We start from the raw sequence: 20,925 nt of genomic DNA, 5'->3' as shown, positions 1-20,925 counted from the left end.
TTTCTGAGAACATGGGTGAGCATGAAGGCTTCAAGGCTCCTGCATCTCCTGCTCATCCTGCAGACCCGTCAGCGGCTCACTACCACGGAGCTCGCCGCGCGTCTTGAGGTGTCCCGGCGGACTGTGCTGCGGGACGTCGAGGCGCTATCGACAGCGGGCGTGCCCGTTTATGCCGAACGTGGGCGGAACGGCGGGATCGTCCTGCTCCCCAGTGCACGGCTCAGCGCATCCCATCTGGAACCACCAGAACTGGAGGCCCTATCCGTGGCCGGCTTGGACAGCGCATTACGTGAGCGAATGGGCCTAACTGCGGCGTGGGAGTCGGCCGAGCGCAAGATCGCCGCCCGCCAGGCAGCAGCACCTGAGTCGCCGAGCCCGCTGCGGCTGGCTGACCTTGTACTTGTCGACAGCACCGCGTGGTTTGCCGCCCCCGAGGCAGCGGTCGAAGTAGCGGATCTGGCCTCGACCCTGCGACACCGGCGACGCCTTCGAATCCTGTACCGGCGCAGCGCCGAGAGCCAGGCCTCGACACGGGTGGTCGACCCGTACGGGATCGTGGCGAAATCAGGCCGCTGGTATCTCGTCGCCGATGACCAGGGCGACAGCCGGCTGCTCGCTCTGGAACGCCTGTCGGCCTTCGAACAGCTAGACGCACCAGCCGTGCTCCAACCAGGCGAAACCCTCCGCACCAGATGGGCCGTGTTGAAGAAACGCACTGAGGAGCGAGATCGCGTGAGCGTGACCATCCGCCTGCCGGAAAGGGGCCTCGACCTGGCGCGGCGCATCCTCGGCACCCGCATCCACCATGTCTCCGACGCGGAAAAGGGCTCGTGCGTCGTCGTCGTGCGCTACCCCGACATCGAGTCGGTGCGTCAGCTTCTTCAGTTCGGTGACCACATCGAGGTGCTCGCCCCTGAGGCGGCCCGCGCACGCATCAGTCAGCTTGCCAGGGACCTGGCTGACAGGCACTCAACCCCCGTATCGTGATTGCCGGTCAGGTCCCCTGTTCTCAATCAAGGTGCCCGGTCAGTACAGCTAGCGGCCAGTCCGCATCAGGGAGGGCCTGGACGCCTCAGCGGCCAAGCCCTCCCTGATGTCACCGGTTCAGAACTCGCCTGGATCCCGGTTCTCAAGGTCACGTACGCGCCACCGCCATGCCTGTTCTTCGACGACCCACTTGGCCTCCAGAACGTGGTCGACGTCGTATTCGTCCCGTCTGGCCGCCTCCAGCTCCTGCAGGAAGGCGAGGTGAAAGCCAGGCGGCAGTCGGTTACGCGCGAAACGGGATACGTTCCACCGCATGGTGGGCGACTTCGATGCAGCTGTGGCCATGCTCGACGGCACGTCGGACCGGTGGGAGGCATGGGCCTTCATCCGGGCCTTCACGGCCGGGTGGTATGCACCCTTGGTCGATGGGGATGGCTTCGGCGAGGAAGAGCTTCGGCACACGAAAGGCCGGCTGGGTCTGTCGCTGCCTACCGCTCTGCGTGAGGCATACCTGCTCTACGGCCGCCGTTCGGAGTGGTTCGAGAATCAGGACCCGATGCTGCCTCCCTCGGAACTCTTCGTGCACGAGGCCCTTCGGTGTGCTGTGCTTTGGCAGCGAGAACCAGGGGTGCGCCTTCTGGGGCGTACGTCCGGGCGATCTGGGCGACGTCGACCCGCCTGTCGTCGTCCAGTCGCCTGAGGGCTGGAGGCCGTTCATGGACCGGGTCTCGCTGGCGTGTGTGGAGCTGGTCCTCTCGGAAGTCTGTTTAGCGCCGAACATCTCTACAATGCCTGCGAGTTGCCAGCCGAGGTCGTGAGCGAGGTCCCGCAGCTCACCCGCGACGAGGGACTCCCAGACCCGCCTCGGCGACGTCTTCGACGTGGGCTCGGCCCCGGTGCGAGCCCCCGGCTGGCCCCGGTGGCTCCCCGGCCGCGACACCTTCCTCCCCCTGGACCCGCACAGCGCCCTGCCCTCTGTGCCTGACACCCAGATTGAGGGGAAGATACACGCTCACGGAGCGTCAGCGTCTGCCGGTGAACTCGCTCAGGAGGCTGCGTAGGTCTCAAGTGAGAACACCTGACGGTGGTTTCAGCATCACGCCGTAACGAAAAGCATGTGAATGGTGGTGAAATTTGACTCGGCTCAACTTCTGCTGGGACCAAGCGTCACCGTAGCGGCGGGTCGGCCCGTGAACCTGCCCAGCGAAGGTCTGCCGTCGGCAGGAGGCGTCAGCGCTGGCGAACCGGCGGGGCCCGCAGGCGGAGGGCCACACGCCTCACGGCGCTGGGTAAATCAGCAGGCAACCGCACGTAGGAACCACGAATCCGCTTTGACCGCCTTCCGCAGCCTGGGTACTCGGCACCGGTAGGCCTGCGTGCGACACCGATCCGAATCGCCTCGCGGTCATCCTTCATTGCCGTCACTCTCCCCGACGAGCAGCTCTCCGTGCTGAGTTACAGGCGTTCTCGCGACTTAACGACAAAGCCGCCCAGGCGCAGCCCCTCGGGTGCCGGGGGCCGGGCACGGCGCACACGGTTTATCGCCGGGCCGGCGGCCGGGCGGTACCGCGCGCCGGCGTCACCGCCGACAGTCCGCGAACCGGTGCGCAGTGCGGCGTCGGACGGCCACAGGGAGAGGCCGGGGAACGGGGCAAATAGGCGCCGCGCGGAATTTCGCCCACCTGGCACCTGATCGAACATATGATCCCTCTGGTAACGATTTCGCCGGAACGTCTGTGGAGGGTTCCGCCCAGTGGGCACTTCTCTGCGCGCCCTACGCGCTCTCGCCCTGCTGGCCGGGTTCCATCTGCTCGCGCCGGCTCTGCTCGGCGTGCTCCTCGGCGCGTGTGCCGCGGCCTGGGTGTGGGCTCCCGCCGCTGTCGCCGCGCCGGTGACCGGGCTGTCCGTGCTGCTCGGCATACCGGTCGTCCGAGGTGCCCTCGCGCTCGGCGGGCCGGGGCACGCCGACATCGCCGGACTGCCCCTCACGGCAGCCAGGCAGCCGGAACTGTGGTGCACTGTCCGCTCGTTGGCCGAGCGCTGCGGCACCCGTGCGCCCGACGCGATCCTTCTGACCGGGGACGCCAACGCGGGCGTCGGTGAGGACACCCGGTTCCTCGGCCTGCGGCCCGGCACCCGCCGCCTCTACATCGGAGCACCGCTGCTGACCGGACTCACCGAACCGCAGCTGCACGCCGTGCTCGCCCACGAACTCGCCCACTACGGCAACACCGACACCCGGCTCGCCGGCATCACCCACCGCGGCCGCGACAGCCTGCTGCGCACCGTGGAGACGTTCCGGGAGCGGGAGCACAAGCGGATCGACAAGGCACGCACCCGCCGCGAGGGTCATGAGGGCCGCGAGGGTCCGGATGGCCGGGAGAAGACGATCGCCAAGGGGCGCGGGGACGACAGCCGAACGGGCGAGGAGACGGAGCCGGAGACCGGCCGCGCCGGGTTCACCTACCGCCTGATGGCCCGGCCCTTCCTCGCCTACGCCGGGTTCTACCTGCGGGCGAGCCACGGCGCCGCACGGGCGCAGGAGCTCGCCGCCGACCGGGCGGCGGCGCGGATCGCCGGCCGCGACGCCACGGCCTCGGCCCTGCGCGAGACCGCCGTCCTCGACGCGGCCCACGACTTCTACATGTCCCGCTACGCGACCCTGGGCGTACGGGCCGGACTCCTGCCGCCGCGCGGCGAGGTCTTCGGCGGGCTGCGCCACCTGCTCACGGCTCCCGGACGCCAGGACGAACTGGCCGCGCTACGCGGCGAACCACCGGCGCCGGAGCCGTCCCCGTACGACACCCACCCACCGCTGACCGACCGGATCCGCCTGATCGAAGCCCTGCCTGACGAACGCCGCGCCGCGGAGGCCGGCGCACGCCCCGCGCTCGCGCTGCTCCGCGAGCCCGAGCACGTCCTCGCGGAGCTGGAGAACGCCGTGCTCACGCCCGAGGCGATGGCCCTGGAACGGCTGGACTGGCCGGAGCTGACGCACCGGGCCATGTACGCGCTGACCGCCGAGGGGGCCCGCCCCCTGCGGGACGCGCTCGCGGCAGCGGAGGTGACGCAGGCACCGGCCGGCGAACGAGACGCCGCCGCCGACCTGACGGCGTTCCTCGACTCCGTCGACGACGGGCGGCTGTGGCGGATCGCCGGCCACCTGCCCAAGTCCCCGGAGGCGGCCCGGGCGACGGGGCGCGCCGCCCGCGAGTTCCTGCGCCCGGCGCTGTACGCAGGACTGCGTGATCTCACCGAACTGGCCCTGGCCGAAACGGCACGGGCCCGGTGGGAGCTGTCCTGGTCGGAGCCCGCCCGCCTGCTGCTGCCGTCGGGCGACACGACGGAGGAGGCGGTGGCGCGGGCCGTACGGCCGGCCGTCGACGACGTCCCCGACACGGCATCGCTGCGCGACCTCCTGCGCACGTCCTCGCCGGCCGCCCCTCACTGCTGACCCTTGCCACCGACACCCGATCGGATTCATTCCCGCATGCTGCTGTCCCTCATCGTCATCGCCGTCTCCGTCGTCATCTGGGTCTGGAGGAAGCGCCGCGCCACGCCGTCCGCCGCCCGACTGGCCGCCGAGGGCTGGCTGCCGCCGGAACGGCAGAACGTGGACCGGTCCTTCGCCGATCACGAGGCCATCGCCGTGGTGGCGGCCCTGGAGCGGGGCGACTGGCAGCCCGCCGCCCAGGCGCTGGAGGCGACGGGCACCGACTGGGAACGGCGCTCGGCACTGGCCGGCATCATCGCCGAAGAAGCGGCCAAGGACGACGCCTGGCTGCGGGCCTGGGAGGCCGCCCGCCCCGGCGACTCGGGCGCGGCGCTCGTCAAGGCCGAGGCGAAGGTGGCCGTGGCCTGGCAGATCCGCGGCACCGCCTGGGCCAAGGACACCACGGCCGAGCAGTTCATGGGCTTCCACCGCGTGCTGGAGGAGGCACGGGAGGACTTCGCCCGGGCCGCCGCCCTGGCCGCGCCCGAGGACCCGACCCCGTACGTCGCCAGGATCCCGCTGTACAAGGGCACGGGTGCCTCGCACGAGGAGATGCGGAAGCTGTGGACGGAGATCACCTCTCGTGCCCCGTACCACTACGGGGCTCACTCGGGCGCGCTGTCGTACTGGTTCCCGCGATGGTGCGGATCCGAGGAACTCGCCCTGGAGTTCGCGTGGACGGCGGCCCGCACGGCTCCGCCCGGCAACCTGATGACCATGCTCCCGCTGCAGTACTGGTACCACCACCTGGACGACGACGCCCCGGACGTCGCCTACCGCTCGGTCCACCTCACCACCATGATCAACGCCACGCTGATGGACGTGGCGGCCTGCCGCCCCGACCACCCGTGGCTGGCCGACGCCCGTCACCTCCTGGCGTACCTCCTGACGAAGCAGGAGCGGTACACGGAGGCGGTGGAGCAGTTCCGCCTGCTGGACGGGTGGGTAGGCGCCGCCCCCTGGACCCACTACACCAAGCCGGAGCTGGCCTTCTGCGGCTACCGCGACGGAGCGATCACCGGCGCTCGCCAGGCGAGGCGCTGACGCTCTGCACCTGGACCGGTCCGGGACGGTGCGTCCGTGCACCCGCCCGGACCGGGCCCACGGCGACAACGCCTACTCCGACCGCGCCAACCGCACCCGCCCGCGACGACGCTCCGTCAAGGCGACGATCGCCGGACCGGACGACCAGAAGGCCAACTGCCTACGGCGTGGACAAACCGGCTCCGCTACCTCGTCAAAAAGCCACCAGGCACTGCCCAGTTGTACGGATCCGCAGCGTTGGCGTGCGACGTGCGGCGTGCTACCTTCCGCGTGTTCGTCGACCGGCGATGCTCCCCGAAGGGCAGGACCGATGACCACGCTCCCGACCTGGCCCGTCTCCGTCAAAGCCGTCGCCCTCGGCAGCCGGCAGCGCGTCCTGCTGCTGCGCAACGAACGGGACGAGTGGGAGCTGCCCGGGGGCCGCTTGGAGCCGGGCGACCGGACCCCGGAGGCCACCGTCGAGCGGGAACTGTGGGAGGAGGCCCGCTGGCGGGTGGCCGCCGGCCCGCTCATCGACGGTGGCGTATGGCTCTACGAGCCGATCCCCGGCCGCCGCGTCGTCATCATCACCTACGGCTGCACGGTACTCACCCCGGACGCCAAGCCGGTCGTCAGCCACGAGCACAAGGAGGTCGGCCTGTTCGCGGCCGACGAAGTGCCGGGGCTGAACATGCCCGACGGCTACAAGAGGTCCATCGCCACCTGGTACGGGCAGCGATCCCGTTGACGAGGAGACCATCTTGACGGCGATCCCCGCATGGTCACAGGCCTCCCGGACCACCGTCCTCGAACACGGCCGGCTCCGCGTCCACGAGGACGCCGTCGTCCGGCCCGACGGCGCCCGTGACACCTTTCACGTGGTCGAGGTGCCCGACGGGGCCGCCACCGTGGCCGAGGACGACCAAGGGCGTATCGCGCTCGTCCGGCAGCCCACCTACGTCCACGGCACCGTACTGACCGTCCCCGCCGGCGCCATCGACCCCGGTGAAACCCCCGAGGAAGCCGCACGCCGCGAACTCGCCGAGGAAGCCGGCGTCACCGCCACCACCTGGCGCCCCCTCGCTGAGATGGCGCTGATGACCCACAACGTGGCCCGCCTCCACCTCTACACAGCCACCGGCCTCACCCTCGGCGCCCAGGCGCTCACTCCGACGGAGACCGGCCTTACCGTGGAGTGGTGGCCCGTGGATGAAGCGGTCGATGCCGCGATGGACGGACGTATCCTCTACGGGGCCACCATCGCCGCCCTCCTCATGCACGCCCGCCGCAGGAGCTGACCGACCCTCCACGGACATCGGCCCGCCACGTAGCCTTGGCGGGCGACGACAACCATGACGACGACCCCAAGGAACATCTCCGTGCCCCTGGTTTCTGTGGTGATGCCGGTACACAACGCGGCGGCCACGCTCGGCCCCGCAGTCCGGTCGGTGCTGGCGCAGACCCACACCGATCTCGAACTGCTGATCACCGACGACGCGTCCACGGACGACTCGATGGACCTGCTGCGCGACCTCGCCCGCCAGGACGAACGCGTCCTGGCGAAGGCGGCACCGGAGCAGGGCGGCGCAGGCCGCGCCCGCAACCTCGCCATGGAGCGGGCCAGGGGCGACTACGTCGCCTTCCTCGACTCCGACGACATGTGGCTGCCCGAGAAGCTGGAGCGCCAGCTCGCCTTCGCGAAGGCCGACGACGCGCCGCTGACGTACACGTCCTACTACAAGATGGACGCCGACTACGCCGGTGAGGCCGCGGACTTCGTTCCCAACGGGCGGGTGGTGCCGGCCCGGCCGCGCGTGGACTACCGCACGCTGCTCCGCCGCGACTACATCGGCGCCTTGACGGCCATGTACGACCGCACGGTCCTCGGCACGCGGCTCATGCCGGAAATGCCGAAACGCCAGGACTACGCCCTGTGGCTGAGCATCCTCCGAGACGGCTTCGAAGCCCGGGGACTGACCGAGCCACTGGCCGTGTACCGGGCCGGCCGGCCAGGGTCGCTGTCCTCGAACAAGGCCTCCCTCGTCCGCTACAACTGGATGCTGTACCGCGAACACGAGGGCATCTCGGTCCCTCGTTCGGTGCGGGCGCTGGCCGGAGACGTGTGGCAGTCGGTGCGTAACTCGCGCATTTAGTTCAGTACACGGACGCTCAAGGAGCTCGGGGCGCCACCATGTCCCGCGACCCGTCAGCGGGGCCCCGCCCCCCGATGCCGCAGCCCCGCCGCTTCCGCCTTCCAAGCGCGGGCCTCGGCCTCGCGGCCCGCCTTCCGGGCGAGGGCGGCGAGGGCGAGGCGGGGGCGCCAGGTGGCCAGGCTCAGGTCCTCGACCGCCACCGGGTGCGCGCGGGTGCCCAGTCCGGCCGCCGTGCGGAAGGCCTGCTCGGCGCCGGCCGCGTCGCCGCTCTGCATCAGGAGTTCGCCCCGCAGGTACCAGGCGTCCGCGAACGTCCCGGCGCGGTCGAGGGCGTCGCCGACGTGGCGGCGGGCGGCGTCCGGGTTCCGGCCGGCCACGGCGGCGCAGGCGAGGTAGTAGGAGACGACCGGCCGGTTGGCGTCGTCGGCGGGGGCGAGGTCCGCCCAGTGCTCGGCGGTCCTGACCACGTTCGCCCAGTCGTGCAGCGAGCAGTGGGCACGGAAGAGCCTGAACCGGTAGTCGAGCCGGTCCGGTTCCTCGGCCAGCCCGGCTTCGACCACCCGGATCGTGCGCCGGACGCGCTGCACCGCCAGGCCCTCCCAGCGGGCCGGATGGTGGACGAGGGTGAAGGGGGACAGCGGGGCCCGGTCGGGGTCGAGCTCCCGACCGCCGGCGACCGCCTTGCGGTACACGCGATCCGTGAAGGACAGGACGTCACCGGACGGCGCCAGCCGGATCTCGCGCTCCTCCTGGTAGTGGTCGGTGCCGGAGGTGCGGTGGACGATCCCGACCGCGGCCGGTCGCCCGGTCCACTCCTGCGAGGCCGGCCCCGGCTGCTGTTCGGACACGGACGGCTCCTCGTCGGCGAAGACCAGCAGCCGGGTACCGGAGAGGGCGGCGAGGACGTCCGAGAGGGCCTGTCCGTAGTGGTCCGCCCAGGGCACGTCGACGACCCGCGTGCTGTGCTCCCCGGCCACCGCGGCCACTTCCGGCCCGGCGCCGAGCGAGAAGACGGTGACATCGCCCAGCCGTGCCGACCGGGGGAGCGTCACGCGCAGGCAGGCCGCCTCGGCGGGCACCTGGGCGAGTACGGCGACGGACAGGTTCACGGATGCCTCCTGGCGCGAGTCGGGGGACGAGCGGTGCTCGCACGGGGCGAGTGAGGTTCCGGCCGGCCGGTCACCGCGTCGTCGTACGGCAGGCCGCCGGTGCTCGCGGACCGGCTCCGGGTGATCAGCCGCCCGGCGTGCGGTGGATCCCCCAGCCGCCGGCCGCGGCGTCCGAGCCCCCGCCGTGCACGGCGAAGACGCGGAGCTCGAAGGTGTGCCGGCCCGCGGGGGACCGCAGCCACAGGTCCGACGGACCGGGAAGCATCTCGGTGAGCGTCACCGGCCCGGCGGTACGTGCGGCGTGGCGGTGGAAGACCTCGACCAGGTGCCGGCTGGTGAAGTCCAGCAGCAGGGGCTTGGGTTCCTCCGGGACGCGGTAGTACACGTACTCGGGCATGCGGTTGCGGCCGCGCCACTCGTGCGCGGCCCGCAGCAGCCCGAAGCCGCTCAGCGAGGCGTCCCAGGGCAGGCCGGCCGTCTGCCATCGTTCCCGCTGGTAGACGACGCCCCCGATGGTCAGCCGGGGGGTGTGGCCGCCGAGCACCAGCGGATGGTCCTCCACGGCGGGAAGGGTGAGCGGGGACAGCGGGTCGAAGCCGGGACCGCGCCGCAACTGCGGGTGCAGCAACAGCACCCCGTCCGAGTCGTGCAGCAGGCAGCCTTCGGAGGTGCGCCGGACCTCCAGGTGCGCCGCGGGAACGGCGAGGTCCGCCCGCTCCAGGTGCGGGCGCAGTTCCACCAGCACGTCGGCCAGCCGGTACGCGAAGATCTTGGTGTCCCTAGCGATCACCACCTGTCCCACCCGCACCCCGGCGTCCGACCAGGTCGTGCGCAGAAGCGCCGCGATGGGATCCTCGCCGCCCTCCCGCTCGCGGCGGAAGTGGTCGGTGGGGAAGACGGACAGCAGCGGCGGCGCATGCCCCTCACCCACGACGAGCGTGTGCGCGCCGCGGGCCATGGAGGCCTCGTCGGATGCCGCGAGCAGGACGTCGACGGAGGTGAAGGACGGCAGCGCGGCGCCCCGACGGTCGGAGCGGGCGGCGGCTTCCCGGGCGTCGGCCGCGATGGCCGCCACGTCGGCGGCGCCCAGCTCCACCTGGCGGTCGTCCTCGCGGCCGGCGAGCAGCCCGCGCAACCGGTCGTCCAGGAGGGCCGTGGGAGGCGGCTCATCGGCGGGAAGCTCCCGCCGGCCGGCCGCCGCGCGCAGATAGGCCAGCAGCGGGAGGCGGTCCGTACCGAGGGACTCCAGCAGCTGCCCGCACCGGCGTTGGTGATCGCAGCGGCGCAGCAGAGCGGCGGTCCGCCACAGGTCCAGCACCGGCAGCAGCCCGTCGCCGAGGGCCCGGGTCGGAGCGGCGCCCAGTTCGAAGCGGTCCAGCCGGCCGCGTGCCTCCTCGAAGACCAGCGCGCGGTCCGCGTACGCCCGGCCCGCCCCTCGGCGCGCGGACTGCCCGGACAACTCCTCGTACCGCGCCGCGAGTTCACTCCGCGCCCGGGCGTCCGGCTCGCCGGAGGACACGCCGCTCCGCGCCACCAGGGTCTCCAGCCGCCCGACGGACTTCCGCCATGCGCGTACGGCGTCGTCGTCGGCGGGCAGCGTGGACAACCGGCCGGCGATGGCGGCCAGCGGGTACGCGGTGTCGGGCGGGAACATCGGCGCGACGGCCAGCAGCCCGCGCCCCACGAGGGCCTCGACCCGGTCGGCGGTCCGGGCCCAGGGTTCGCCGAGCTTCTCGGCGAGTCGCTCGCACGTCAGGTCACCGTGGCAGAGGGCGACCAGCCGGGCGTCAGGGCCGGAGAGGGACAGAGTGCGGCCGGTGACGGTGCTGACCGCCTGGTCACCGGTGAACCGGTGCGTGACCGACCGGCGGGGCCGCAGGTGCCGCCGCATCCGCGGGTCCGCCCGCACGGCCATGGCGACCGCGCCGGCCAGCCGGGCGGTGGAGAAGACGGTGACGCGACCCGGTTCGGCGGCCCGCCGGATGAGCAGCGGTGGCGCCGCCTCCGGCAGCAGCCGCCCGTAGTCGACCGGGCCGTAGCGTCCGTTGGTCTCGTTCTTGGCGGCCAGCCGCTGCAGATAGGTGGCCAGACGGAGCTCGACCCTCCGGGCGTCGCGCCCGCCGGAGCCGTCCGCCGCGAAGGCCGGCGGGGTCTCGGCGTACCGTCGCAGCGCCGTGTGGAAATCGGGGCTGAGCAGCTGGACCGCTTCCTGTACGGCCGGGTCGGCGGCACGCCGGTGCAGGCGGGCGCGGCAGTCGGTGAACTCGGCCGCGTGCCGTGCCGCGGCGCGCTCGGCCGCCGCGGTTTCCTCGCGCAACAGCTCGTTCCAATAGAGGAGTTGCGAGGCCAGCCCGCCCTGCCCGGCCTCCTCGACGGCCGGTGCCGGGCGGCCGCGCCCGACGGCGGAGCGCTGCCGGCTCAGGCGGCGCCGGGCGGCCGAGTCGTCGGCGGACAGGGAGCGCACGGCCGCCGGGAAGTGTTCCCGCAGCAGTGCCTCACGGTGCCGTTCGAGGGCGCGCCGGACGGTCCCGAGCGCTTCGAGCGCGGCGGCGGTGTCCGGCAGCCGCAGGTCGTCGAGCACGTCGAAGGGGACTCCCGTGGTCCGCAGGACCAGCCGGTTGTGCAGCAGCCAGGTCATGTTCACCCCACCTCCATGCCGCCGACCAGGACGCTCGGCGTCCTCGCCCCGGTCGCGAGATAGGAGGCCACCGCGTCGTTCCCGGTGGCCTCGACGGACCGCAGCAGCTCGAAGATCCCCAGGGACAGGCGCACCGGCCCCACCGGGTGGACCCGGCGGCCACCGCGGATCCGCCAGCCGAGGACCTCGGTGACGAACGTGCCCCGCCTGCCCCGGATGCGCCCGGGCTGCGTGACGGCGACCGCCTCCAGGCCGTCGTCCAGCTGGTCCCGCAGCTCGGCCGGGGAGACCGTCCCTTCGGCGAGCAGGATGTTGGACGGGCCTTCGAGGGTGCGCCGGGCCAGGTTGGGGCAGCGGGCGGCGCCGGTCGGGGTGACACCCAGCGCGGCGGCGCCGGCCCGGTTGGTGAGGAAGCCGCGCAGCCGCCCCTCCTCAAGGAGCAGGGCGCGGGCGGTCGGCGTGCCCTCCGCGTCCACCGGGGCGGACTCACTCCCGCCGGGCAGCAGGGGGTCGTCCACGAGCGTCACGGCGGGTGCGGCGATACGGCGGCCGATCCGCTCCAGCAACGGCCGCATGCCGGACAGGACGTTGCCGGCGCACAGCAGGAATCCGAGGCTGCGCACCAGGTGGGCGGCGACCTCCGGGCGCAGCAGGACCCGGATCCGGCCCTGCCGCCCGAGGGGTTCCCGCACGGCCGTGTGCAGGGCCGTGTGCAGGGCCAGGAACTCGTCGGTCCTGTCGTCCAGCCGTGCGAAGTCCAGGTCGGCGAAGGCGGGCGCGGTGAGGCCGTCGAGACGGTGGCCGCCCAGGCCCTCCCGCCAGTGCCAGACATGGTGCTGGACGTGCTCGAAGCCGACCGCCCGCTCCGGCGTCCGGGCGATGACCGTGCAGCGGTGTGTCCGCACGTGTTCGGTCCCCAGCGCCGCCGGGCCGCTCCGGCGCGCGGCCAGCGTCCTGACGAGCGGCGCCAGGCGGTCCTGGGCGGGAAGGGGCGCCTCGGTGCCCGCCGGCCCCGGCAACAGGCCGGTCGTTACGCCGTCCGTCACGGTCGTTACGCCGTCCGTCACGGCCGGGACGCCGTCCGTCACGGTCGGCGCGCCGTCCACAACGGCGGGCGACGCCGTCCCCGGGGCGGCGGTGGCCCGGCGGGCCAGGGCTCGCGCGAGCGCCGCGGTCTCCTCCGGGTCGGCGGCGGCGGGGTCGGCGAGCAGCACCGTGGCCTGCCGGCCGTCCAGCCACACGCGCAGGCGGGTGGTGACGGTCACACCGGCGCGTTCGGCGCGGCCGCCGTCGGCGGACACCGTGAGCGCGTCGAGGGACTCCCGGACGCCGTGCAGGTCCGCGACCTCGATCCCGGCCCGGGCGACCGCGTCGAGCAGGGCGCGGCAGTCGTCGAGATACCGTCCGGCGGGGGAGGAGGAATCGGCGGGGGAGGGAGAGTCGGCGGGGTAGGAGGAACCGGTGGTCGTCAGGTGCGCCGGGAGGTTCACGGCCCGGTCACCGCCAGCCTCGCCACGCGCAGCGTCGGCTGGCCCACCGAGACGGTGAGCGGGAACTGGCCGAGTTTGTTGCACTGGTAGCCGTACGGCAGGAACCGCAGGTCGTCGCCGATCAGGTCGATGCCGGCGAGCACCTCGGAACCGGTCCCGGCCAGGGTGGTCTCCCGGACGGGCGCGGTCAGCCGCCCGTGCTCGATCAGCCTGCCCGAGGTGACGCGGACGCTGAACCGGCCGGAGCTCATGTCGGTCTCGCCGGAGAGGATCGACTCGACGTACAGCCCGCGCGCGGTCGAGGCGATGACCTCCTCCGCCGGGCAGGCACCCGGCGCGACATACGTACTGCTCATCCGGGGCAGCGCCGGGTGCGCGTAGCTCAGCCTTCTGCCGTGGCCGTGCGCCCGGCCGCCACCGCTCAGGGCGGTGCGCCGGTCGTGCAGGTACGAGCGCAGCACTCCGTCGGCGATCAAGGTGACCTCCTGGGCCGGTTCGCCCTCGTCGTCGACGCGGTACAGGCCGGCGCCGTGCGGCGCGGTCGGCGAGTCGATCAGGGTGAGCGGGACCGTGGTGAGTTTCCGGTCGATCAGGCCGTGGTACGCCGAGCCGGGATGCCGGGCCACATCGGCCTCGAGGCCGTGGCCGCACACCTCGTGCAGCAGCGCCGCGGGTCCGCCCGCCGCCAGCACCACCGGCAGCTCGCCGACCGGAACGTCGACGGCGTCCAGGTTGCGCGCCGCCGCCGCGGCGGCACTCCGGGCGGCCGCCCGCACCGTGCCGCGGTCCACCGTGCCGTACCGCTCGGCGCTGACCACGCGCAGGGCGCGAGCGGTGGCGTCGCCCCGCCGGGCCAGGGCGGAGATCCGCAGTTCCAGGCTGGTGCGGTGGTCCTCGCGCACGAGGCCGTCCTCGCGGGCGACGAACACCGTACTGACCAGGGCCTCGCCGGAGACCCGGCCGACGGTCACGCCGGGCTCGGCGAGCGAGACGGTCTCGGAGGCGAGCGCGACGAGCTCCGCGAGCCGTTCGGCCGCGTCCAGGTCGTGCTCGTACCGCCATGGCCGGCCGTGGCCGGGCGGGGCCGGGGGGCCGGGATCGCGCAGCGCGGCCACCAGCAGCGGCAGCGTCTCGTCGTCGACCGACGGCAGATGGCGGTGGCGCACGCCGTCGGACGACACGCACGACAGTCCCGTGCCGCCGCGGCTGTGCACGGACAACTGCACGTCCGGGCCGTCGGCGACCGCCCGGTACAGGTGCTGGGCCTCGGCGAAGACGGTGGCGAGGCGGCCGCGCCCGGCGGCCGCCTCGGCGGTACGGACCGCGAGGCCGGGGTCGAGGGTCAGCACCGCGGCTCCCTCACCCGGACGGCGCTGAGCCGCAGTTCGGCGCAGTAGCCGCCGCCCGGGCCGGTCAGCCACAGCTCGTCCGGACCGGGAAGCATCTCCGACAGGGTCAGTTCAGCGCCGGGTTCGCTCAGGTGCAGCAGCAGCTCGGTCAGGAACAGTCCCTGGGTGTCCAGCAGCACCGGCTTCCGCTCACCGGGTATCTTCGCGAAGACCCAGCGGGGCAGCCGGTGGGTCCGGGCGAGCCGGCGCACCGCGCACAGCAGCGCGAACGCCTGGTCCTCACCGGGGAGCCGGTCGTACGCCGGATCGTGCAGCTCCTCCCGGGCGACCCGCCACGACTCCCGCTGGACGACGGTGCGGCCCACCGTGATCCGTGGCACGTGCCGCCGGTCGGGCCCGCCGAAGGCGACCGGGCGCACCCGGGGCGGCGACAGGACGTTGTGCGCGGCGGACTCCAACTCCCCGTTGTACAGCAGGAGTCCCTCCCGCCGGCCCGCGTGGAGCAGCAGCCGGCCGTCCTCGCGGCCGACCGCCACCTCGCCGACGGGAATCGTCTCGCCGTCCCGGCGGCTGCTGGGCTGGGCCGCTTCCAGGGTGGGTCCGGGGAACTCGAACGGCACGATCTTCGCGCGCTTGGACGTCAGCATGTTGGCCAGGGGGTGGTCGGTGTCGAGCCGCGAGAGCAGCTCCGCCCCCGCCTGCCGGCCGGCCTCCGGGGACGCCAGGAACTGCAGCGCCCAGCCCCACAGCAGCATCGTGTCGTGCGATTCTGCGAGGACCAGGGTGAAGTCGCCGGCCCGTACCGCTTCCAGGCTGTCGGCCACCAGCATCACATCGGGCGAGCACAGCAACGCCCGGCCGAGCAGGAGACGTTCGTCGACCGGCACGTCGGACGCCTCCAGGCGGACCGGACCGGACGGGTCGGCCGCGAGCCGGGACTCGATCGGGGCGCGCCAGGGCCGAGGCCCCGGTTCGGGCTCGGCGAGCCGCTGCCACGGGCGTGCCAGATAGCGCACCAGCGGCAGCCGCCGCCCGTCCCGCAGTGCCGGGACGAAGTCCAGGACGGCTTCGGTGAGTTCGCCGTGCCGGGCCACGGCCTCGGCGGCCAGCAAATCGAGGACCGGTGCCAACTCGCGGGTGAACGCGGCGAGGACCTCACCGCCCAGATGCAGTGGTGTCGCCTCGCCCAGGCACTCCTCCGTGACCACCAGCCGGTCGGCGTACAGCTGCCCGCCGGACCGCCGGGCCGCATGGCCGGTCAACCGGACGACTTCCTCCTCGAGTTCGGCCAGCAGCTCCCGGCGCCGGTCGAATCCGGCCCGCGCGAACTCCTCCTGGCGGGCGTGGAGGGCGCCGAGGCGCCGCTGCCACGGCGCCCGGCTGGAGCAGGAACCGGGGAGTGCGTCGACCCATTCCTGCAGAGCCTCCAGTGCACGCGGTTCCGTCACCGGCAGGTCGACGCCGAGGAGCGTCAGCCGCTGCCCGGTCAGGTGCCGCAGCTCGGTCAGGACGTCGGTCTCGTCCAGGCCGGACTCACGGGCCAGGTCGGCCACGGTGCGCTTGCCGTCCAGCAGCGGGAGCACCGCGGCGGCGGGGCCGTGCGCCTCGACCACCCGGTCGTCGGGGAGGGTGAGCGTGGGTCCGGCGGCGTCGAAACGGACCAGCGGGGACAGCCTGGGCCGCAGGTACGGCTGCACCTGCGGATCCGCGGCGATCACATCCGCCAGGGCCCGGATCACCCAGTACGCCACATAGGCGTGGCGCCGGGTGACACCGCCGGCCCGCGGTACCTCGTCACCGGGCTCGGCGAAGTCACCGTAGTTGATCGGGCCGAAGAACGACGCGGTCTCGTTCTTCGCGCAGAAGCGCTGGAGGTACCCCGCCACCTGACGCTCCAGTGAACGTACCGGGCCGGTGCGCGGGGTGTCCGGGGCCGTGGCGAGGTAGCGGCGCAGGCCCCGCTCGTACATCTGCGGGCTGGACAGCCAGACGGCTTCCCGGAACCGCTCGTCGCCCGCCAGCCGGTGCAGGGCGGACCGGCGGGCGGGGAGCTCCCGCCCGAAGACGCGCCGCGCCTCGTCCTCGGCCCGCTCCCGGCGGTGGTGGGCCGTCCGGTAGGCGTCGAGCAGGGACCGCGCCGGGGCCTCCAGCCCGTCGAGCTCCTCGTCCTCGGGCAGCGGGCGCAGCCGGGACAGGGACTTCCACAGGCGCCTGCGCAGCCGCCCGTCGGTGACCGCCTCGCGCGGGCGCAGGCGGGCGACGGCCGCGTCGGCCGCGGCCTTGAGCGCCTCCTCCGCGTCGAGCAGGGCGTCGATCCGGTCACTGGTCTCCGGGAAGGACACGCTGTCCAGCGGGGCGAAGGGGAAACCGGTGCCGCGCAGGATGAAGTGCGGGTGCAGCTCCCAGCGCGCCCCCGGCGTCGTCACCGGCCCTCCCCGGCCTCGCCGGTGCCCGGCGCGGTTTCGCCGGGGCCCGCCTCGGTCTTGTCGGTGCCAGGCTCCGTCTCGCCGCCCGCCTCGGCCGCCGTCCGGGGCCTCGCCCGCCCCGCGGCCGCCAGGCCCCAGGAGACCCAGCGGTCGGGCTCGACCACGACCACGACCTGCTCGGAAGCGGGGCGGACGTGGGTGACACGGCCCTGCTCCAGCAGGTACCGCTGGAGTCCGTCGAACTCCGGGCCGCCGTCGACGACCCGGGCCCTTCCGGAGACCTGGGCGCCGCGCAGGGTCTGCCCGTCGTCGACCACGACGCAGACCCGGGGGTCGGCCAGCAGGTTGCGGACCTTGCGGGTGCCCGGTGCCGACATGAAGACCAGCAGGTTCCGCCGGTGGTCGTAGGCGTAGATCACGGGAACGGCGTGCGGGGCCCCGTCGCGGCCCACGGTCGCGAGGCGGCCCAGCCGGTTGCGGTGGACCCAGGCGCGGGCCAGGCGTACGGGATCGGCCGCGGGGGCTCGGCGGTCCGCGGAGGTCTCACTCATCGGCGAACGTCCTGTCCGGGCTGAAGGCGGTGCACCATTCGTCGTGGCCGGTGCACAGCAGGGCGGTGACGGCGTGGCCGGTGAGCGCGCCGGTGAGCAGGCCCTGACCGCCGTGGCCGGCGGCGACCACGACCCGGTCGGTGCCGGGCAGTGGTCCGAGCAGCGGACGTCCGTCGGGGGTGGCCGCCCGCAGTCCGCTCCAGGCGGTGCGCAGCGAGGCGGCGGCGAGCCGGGGTAGCGTCCGGCTGAGGAAGGCGCCGAGCACCAGCAGGCCCTCCGGGGTCACCGCCTCGGTGCGGCCCTCCGGCTCCTCGGTCGCGCCGACGACCACGGTGCCGTTCGGCGCTGGTGCGGCATAGACCGAGCCCGAGACGACGTGCCGCAGCGCGGCCGACGGGGTGTCGAGCCGGAGCATCTGCCCGCGCAGCGGTGCCACCGGCAGCGGCGGCAGTCCGGCCAGCGCGCCGGACCAGGCCCCGGCCGCCACGACCACCCGGTCCGCGCTCAGGCGACCGGCCTGGGTGGCCACCCGTACCCCGGTCGCGTCCGGTTCCACGGAGTGGACCGCGACACCCAGCCGGACGTCGGCGCCGCCCGCGCAGGCGGCCTGCTGGAGGCGGGTCACATAGGCGTCCGCGTCCAGCACCATGCCGCCGGTGTCGAGGTACGCGCCGTGCAGGCGCCGGGTGTCCAGCAGCGGCTCCGCCTCGCCGAGCCGCCCGGCCTCGAGCCACGTGCCCAGCCGGTCCGGGTGTCCGGCGGCGGCGGACTCCAGCTCGGCCCGGTGCCGGCCGTCTCGGACCAGCCGCAGCACGGGTGCCTCGACCCGCAGCAGCCCGGGCTCCCCGCCGGTCAACTCCTCCAGGTCCGCGCGCAGTTGTTTGCGGCCGGCCTCGGCGAACGCCAGCATCTCCGGGTCGCCGAGGAGCCGGACCGAGGGGACGCCGACCCCCGCGGCGGCCCGTGAGCCACGGCCTCCGGTGTGGTGGGCGTCCAGCAGGCAGACGTCGGCTCCGGCGGCCGCCAGCCGGCGGGCCGTCGAGGCACCGACCACCCCGGCGCCGATGACGATCGTGTCGTAACGCTGTTTCACTGCTTCGCCTTTCGGGGCTTCGCCTTTCGGGCCTGCGCGGGCGGGTGGGAAGCGGGAGCGGAGGGGGAAGGGGAGGGGGAGGGGGTCGTGCAGTAGGTCAGGCGCAGTTCGCTGCTGTAGCGCCCCTGCTCGTCCCCGAGCCACCACTGGCCGGTGTCGGGCAGCGGCTCGGTGTGCCGGACGGGGCCGTCGCCGGCCGAGCGGATCAGGTGGGCCAGGTGCTCCAGGCCGAGCGGTTCCGTCAGATCGGCCCAGAACGGCTTGCGTTCGCCGGGGACGCGGACGAAGCCGCGGACGGGCAGCCCGTGGGCCCGGCGCAGCCGGTCGGCCGCCAGGAGCAGTTCCGCGGGGCCGGCCGCGGCCAGCAACTCCGCGTACCGCGCCCTGGGAAGGAGCCGGGTGCGGCGCCAGACGACGACCTCCCCCACGCGGGTGCGCGGTGTGTCCGCCCCGAGGTCCAGCGGGGGCAGCACGACCGGCGGCGGGCCGAAGAGCCAGCTGGAGGCCGCTCTCGGATCGCGGGGCCGGAGGAAGAGGCCGGGATGGTCCGGATGGTGCAGCCGCAGGGCGCCGCCGGGGTCCGCGACCACGTCGATCTCGGCCGCGCGCACCCGCTGCCCCGCCGGCTTGGCGGACCGGCCCAGCACCTCGATGTCCGGCCCCGGCAGGTCGCGTTCGAAGGCCTTGCCTTGAGTGCGGCGGTGGACGAGCGCGGCGGGCGCCCGCCCGTCGACCTCCAGCAGGCCGGCGAGGCCCTCCGCCACCCGCGGCAGTTCCGGGGCGAGGGCGGTCAGATGCGTCCACACCTGGGTGCCGTGGTGTATCTCGCCGATGACGAGCCGGGGCCGGTCGCCCAGGCCGCCTTCGCCGTCGGCCACGAACATGACGTCGGGGGAGACGCTCAGCCCCGGAGGCAGTGGGCGCAGCAGCCCGGCGAGGTCCCCGGGGGCGAGGTCGGCCCTCCCCTCACGGCTGTGGGAGCGCACCAGGGCGGCGAGCCGGCCGGTGAAGGCCACGACGGCGGGATCGGCCATCACCTCCTCCAGCGGGACGCGGCCGTCGAGGGCCGACAGAAAGGGGAGCAGCCCGACGGTCCCGCCCGCGGCGAGCTCGGCGTGGAGCGCGACGGCGCGGCGGAGCACCGCGTCGGCGACGGTCAGGCTGTAGCTCGCGCAGAGGCGCAGCACCGGCTCCAGCCCGTGCGAGAGGTGGTCCAGCAGCCGGCCGCCGATCGACGCCTCCACCACATCGCCCCGGCAGTCCTCGGTGACCACCAGGCGGTCGGCGTAGATGGCTCCGTCCGCCCGCCGGGCGGGGTGGCCGGAGAGGTCGGCGAAGCGCTGCTCGACGGTGAACAGCGCGGCGGGTCGCTCGGCCGGGTCCGCGTCGCCGCATACCTCCACCAGTGCCGCGAAGGCGTCGAGTTCGGCGCGCCACCGGGTAAGGGCGGGCCCGGTCTCCGGAAGGGCGGCCACGGCGTGGCGCAGCCAACCCAGCGGGTCGTCCACCGCGGTGGGCACGGGCAGGTCGCGTCGCAGCAGCCCGCGGTCCAGCAGCCCGCGGGCGGCCTCGGCCGCCTCGGGGCCGGTCTTCTCGGTCAGTTCGGCGAGGGTCAGCCCGGCTTCGGCGCCGTGCAGTGCGGCGACCGCCGCGGGCGGCGGCGCGATCCGCCGGCCGGTCGGGAGGAGGAGGTGCCGCCGGTCGCGGGAGAGGGCGCAGCCGGGTGCCGGGCGCAGCGGCAGCGCTTCGGCGATCTCCGGATCCGCGGCGATCCGGTCGGCGAGTGCCTGCGCGGCCCAGTGGGATGCGCGCAGCCAGTGGGCCTGGAGGGTTCCCGGTCTGCGTTCGAGTAGGAGGGACGGCCCCTCGGGGTCGACCCGCACCGGGTCGACCGGGCCGAAGAAGCTGACGGATTCGTTCTTGGTGCAGAAGCGCTGGAGGTACGCGTACAGCAGCCACTCCGACCTGCGAACCTTGGAGTTGCGTACCGCCGGTGCGGTGCCGTCCGCCCGGCGCAGGACGCGCTCCCAGGCCCCGGGGTTGGACAGCAGGACGGCTTCGCGGAAGCGGGGATCGGCGGCGCACCCCCACACCTGCGTCCTGGCGTGTTCCAGTGCCCGCGCGGCGGCCTCCTCGAGCCGGCCCTCGCACCGGTCCAGCGCGTCGGCGGCTTCCGCGAGCCGCGTCATCCACCGGGCCGCCTCGCCGCCGAGCGCGGCCGTGACCGACCGGGACTCCTGCGAGGGCGTCGTGCCGCGCTCGACGGCGCGGCGGACCCGGTACAGGTGCTTGAACACCGTGCGAGGGGCGTCGGCCGCCTCCTGCTCGGCCACGATGCGCGGGAACCCGGATTCCAGGAACTCGCTCCGGGTCGCCCCGGCGGACGAATGGGCCGTGGCATGCGCGGCCAGTGCCTCGCCGACGCCGGGGTCGGCGAGGCACTCGACCAGCCGGACCGGGAAGCCCGTACGGCGCAGCAGCGCCAAGGGGGCGGGACGCCAGTGGGCATCCGGTGGTTCTTCCGTCCCGGCGGAGAGATCCGGTACCGGGCCGAGCGTCATGAAATGCTCCGAATCCGTGATTCCTGAGCCTGTCCGAACTCTCCGGTGTCCA

The 20,925-nt window shown here is 73.8% G+C and carries 16 protein-coding genes; 6 read left to right on the top strand and 10 right to left on the bottom strand.

What is annotated here, in order from left to right; all coding sequences use genetic code 11:
• The first annotated feature begins 21 nt into the window (after positions 1-21).
• Entirely contained in the window at positions 22-987 is a 966-nt protein-coding gene (locus JNW98_RS11390; RefSeq protein WP_223768052.1) for a helix-turn-helix transcriptional regulator, read from the top strand.
• Positions 988-1,104: 117 nt separating this feature from the next.
• On the opposite strand, the gene JNW98_RS11385 is transcribed toward JNW98_RS11390, so the two are convergent.
• Positions 1,105-1,386, bottom strand: coding sequence for a hypothetical protein (locus tag JNW98_RS11385; protein WP_223768030.1), 282 nt, complete (start codon positions 1,384-1,386; stop codon positions 1,105-1,107).
• 831 nt (positions 1,387-2,217) lie between these two features.
• Positions 2,218-2,403: a transposase family protein gene (locus JNW98_RS36860; RefSeq protein WP_223768029.1), complete on the bottom strand. Its 186-nt coding sequence runs from the start codon at positions 2,401-2,403 to the stop codon at positions 2,218-2,220.
• A 337-nt stretch (positions 2,404-2,740) separates the two neighbouring features.
• Between JNW98_RS36860 and JNW98_RS11375 the strand changes: the two genes are divergently transcribed.
• From JNW98_RS11375 to JNW98_RS11355, 5 genes are all read left to right on the top strand, one after another.
• A complete protein-coding gene (locus tag JNW98_RS11375; RefSeq protein WP_223768028.1) occupies positions 2,741-4,441 on the top strand; it encodes a M48 family metallopeptidase in 1,701 nt (566 codons plus the stop codon).
• 36 nt (positions 4,442-4,477) lie between these two features.
• A complete protein-coding gene (locus JNW98_RS11370) occupies positions 4,478-5,524 on the top strand; it encodes a DUF4034 domain-containing protein (RefSeq protein ID WP_223768027.1) in 1,047 nt (348 codons plus the stop codon).
• Between the two features lie 310 nt (positions 5,525-5,834).
• A complete protein-coding gene (locus tag JNW98_RS11365) occupies positions 5,835-6,251 on the top strand; it encodes an NUDIX hydrolase (protein WP_223768026.1) in 417 nt (138 codons plus the stop codon).
• A gap of 13 nt (positions 6,252-6,264) precedes the next feature.
• Complete coding sequence (locus JNW98_RS11360) at positions 6,265-6,801, top strand: NUDIX hydrolase (RefSeq protein ID WP_223768025.1); 537 nt, start codon at positions 6,265-6,267, stop codon at positions 6,799-6,801.
• 81 nt (positions 6,802-6,882) lie between these two features.
• Positions 6,883-7,656, top strand: coding sequence for a glycosyltransferase family 2 protein (locus JNW98_RS11355; RefSeq protein ID WP_223768024.1), 774 nt, complete (start codon positions 6,883-6,885; stop codon positions 7,654-7,656).
• 53 nt (positions 7,657-7,709) lie between these two features.
• On the opposite strand, the gene JNW98_RS11350 is transcribed toward JNW98_RS11355, so the two are convergent.
• The 8 genes from JNW98_RS11350 to JNW98_RS11310 form a co-directional block, all read right to left on the bottom strand.
• Positions 7,710-8,765, bottom strand: coding sequence for a tetratricopeptide repeat protein (locus JNW98_RS11350; RefSeq protein WP_223768023.1), 1,056 nt, complete (start codon positions 8,763-8,765; stop codon positions 7,710-7,712).
• Positions 8,766-8,889: 124 nt separating this feature from the next.
• The gene (locus tag JNW98_RS11345) at positions 8,890-11,409 is read right to left on the bottom strand and encodes a lantibiotic dehydratase family protein (protein WP_223768022.1); all 2,520 of its coding nucleotides are present in this window, start codon (positions 11,407-11,409) and stop codon (positions 8,890-8,892) included.
• Entirely contained in the window at positions 11,406-12,893 is a 1,488-nt protein-coding gene (locus JNW98_RS11340) for a metallopeptidase TldD-related protein (RefSeq protein WP_308015557.1), read from the bottom strand. Before JNW98_RS11340 ends, JNW98_RS11345 begins: the two co-directional genes overlap by 4 nt.
• Positions 12,890-14,242, bottom strand: coding sequence for a TldD/PmbA family protein (locus JNW98_RS11330; RefSeq protein ID WP_223768021.1), 1,353 nt, complete (start codon positions 14,240-14,242; stop codon positions 12,890-12,892). The genes JNW98_RS11340 and JNW98_RS11330 overlap by 4 nt, the downstream gene beginning before the upstream one ends.
• On the bottom strand, positions 14,236-16,668 hold the full coding sequence (locus JNW98_RS11325; protein ID WP_308015556.1) for a lantibiotic dehydratase: 2,433 nt from the start codon (positions 16,666-16,668) through the stop codon (positions 14,236-14,238). Before JNW98_RS11325 ends, JNW98_RS11330 begins: the two co-directional genes overlap by 7 nt.
• Positions 16,665-17,219: a pyridoxamine 5'-phosphate oxidase family protein gene (locus tag JNW98_RS11320; RefSeq protein WP_223768020.1), complete on the bottom strand. Its 555-nt coding sequence runs from the start codon at positions 17,217-17,219 to the stop codon at positions 16,665-16,667. Before JNW98_RS11320 ends, JNW98_RS11325 begins: the two co-directional genes overlap by 4 nt.
• Positions 17,212-18,312, bottom strand: a complete 1,101-nt coding sequence (locus tag JNW98_RS11315; protein ID WP_223768019.1) for an NAD(P)/FAD-dependent oxidoreductase — start codon at positions 18,310-18,312, stop codon at positions 17,212-17,214. Before JNW98_RS11315 ends, JNW98_RS11320 begins: the two co-directional genes overlap by 8 nt.
• Entirely contained in the window at positions 18,309-20,873 is a 2,565-nt protein-coding gene (locus JNW98_RS11310) for a lantibiotic dehydratase family protein (RefSeq protein WP_223768018.1), read from the bottom strand. Before JNW98_RS11310 ends, JNW98_RS11315 begins: the two co-directional genes overlap by 4 nt.
• Positions 20,874-20,925 lie beyond the last annotated feature (52 nt).

The sequence above is a fragment of the Streptomyces huiliensis genome (assembly GCF_020037025.1).
Classification (GTDB): Bacteria; Actinomycetota; Actinomycetes; order Streptomycetales; family Streptomycetaceae; genus Streptomyces; species Streptomyces huiliensis.
Note: the sequence above shows the minus strand (reverse complement) of the source record. Positions and strands in the feature narration are given on the sequence as shown.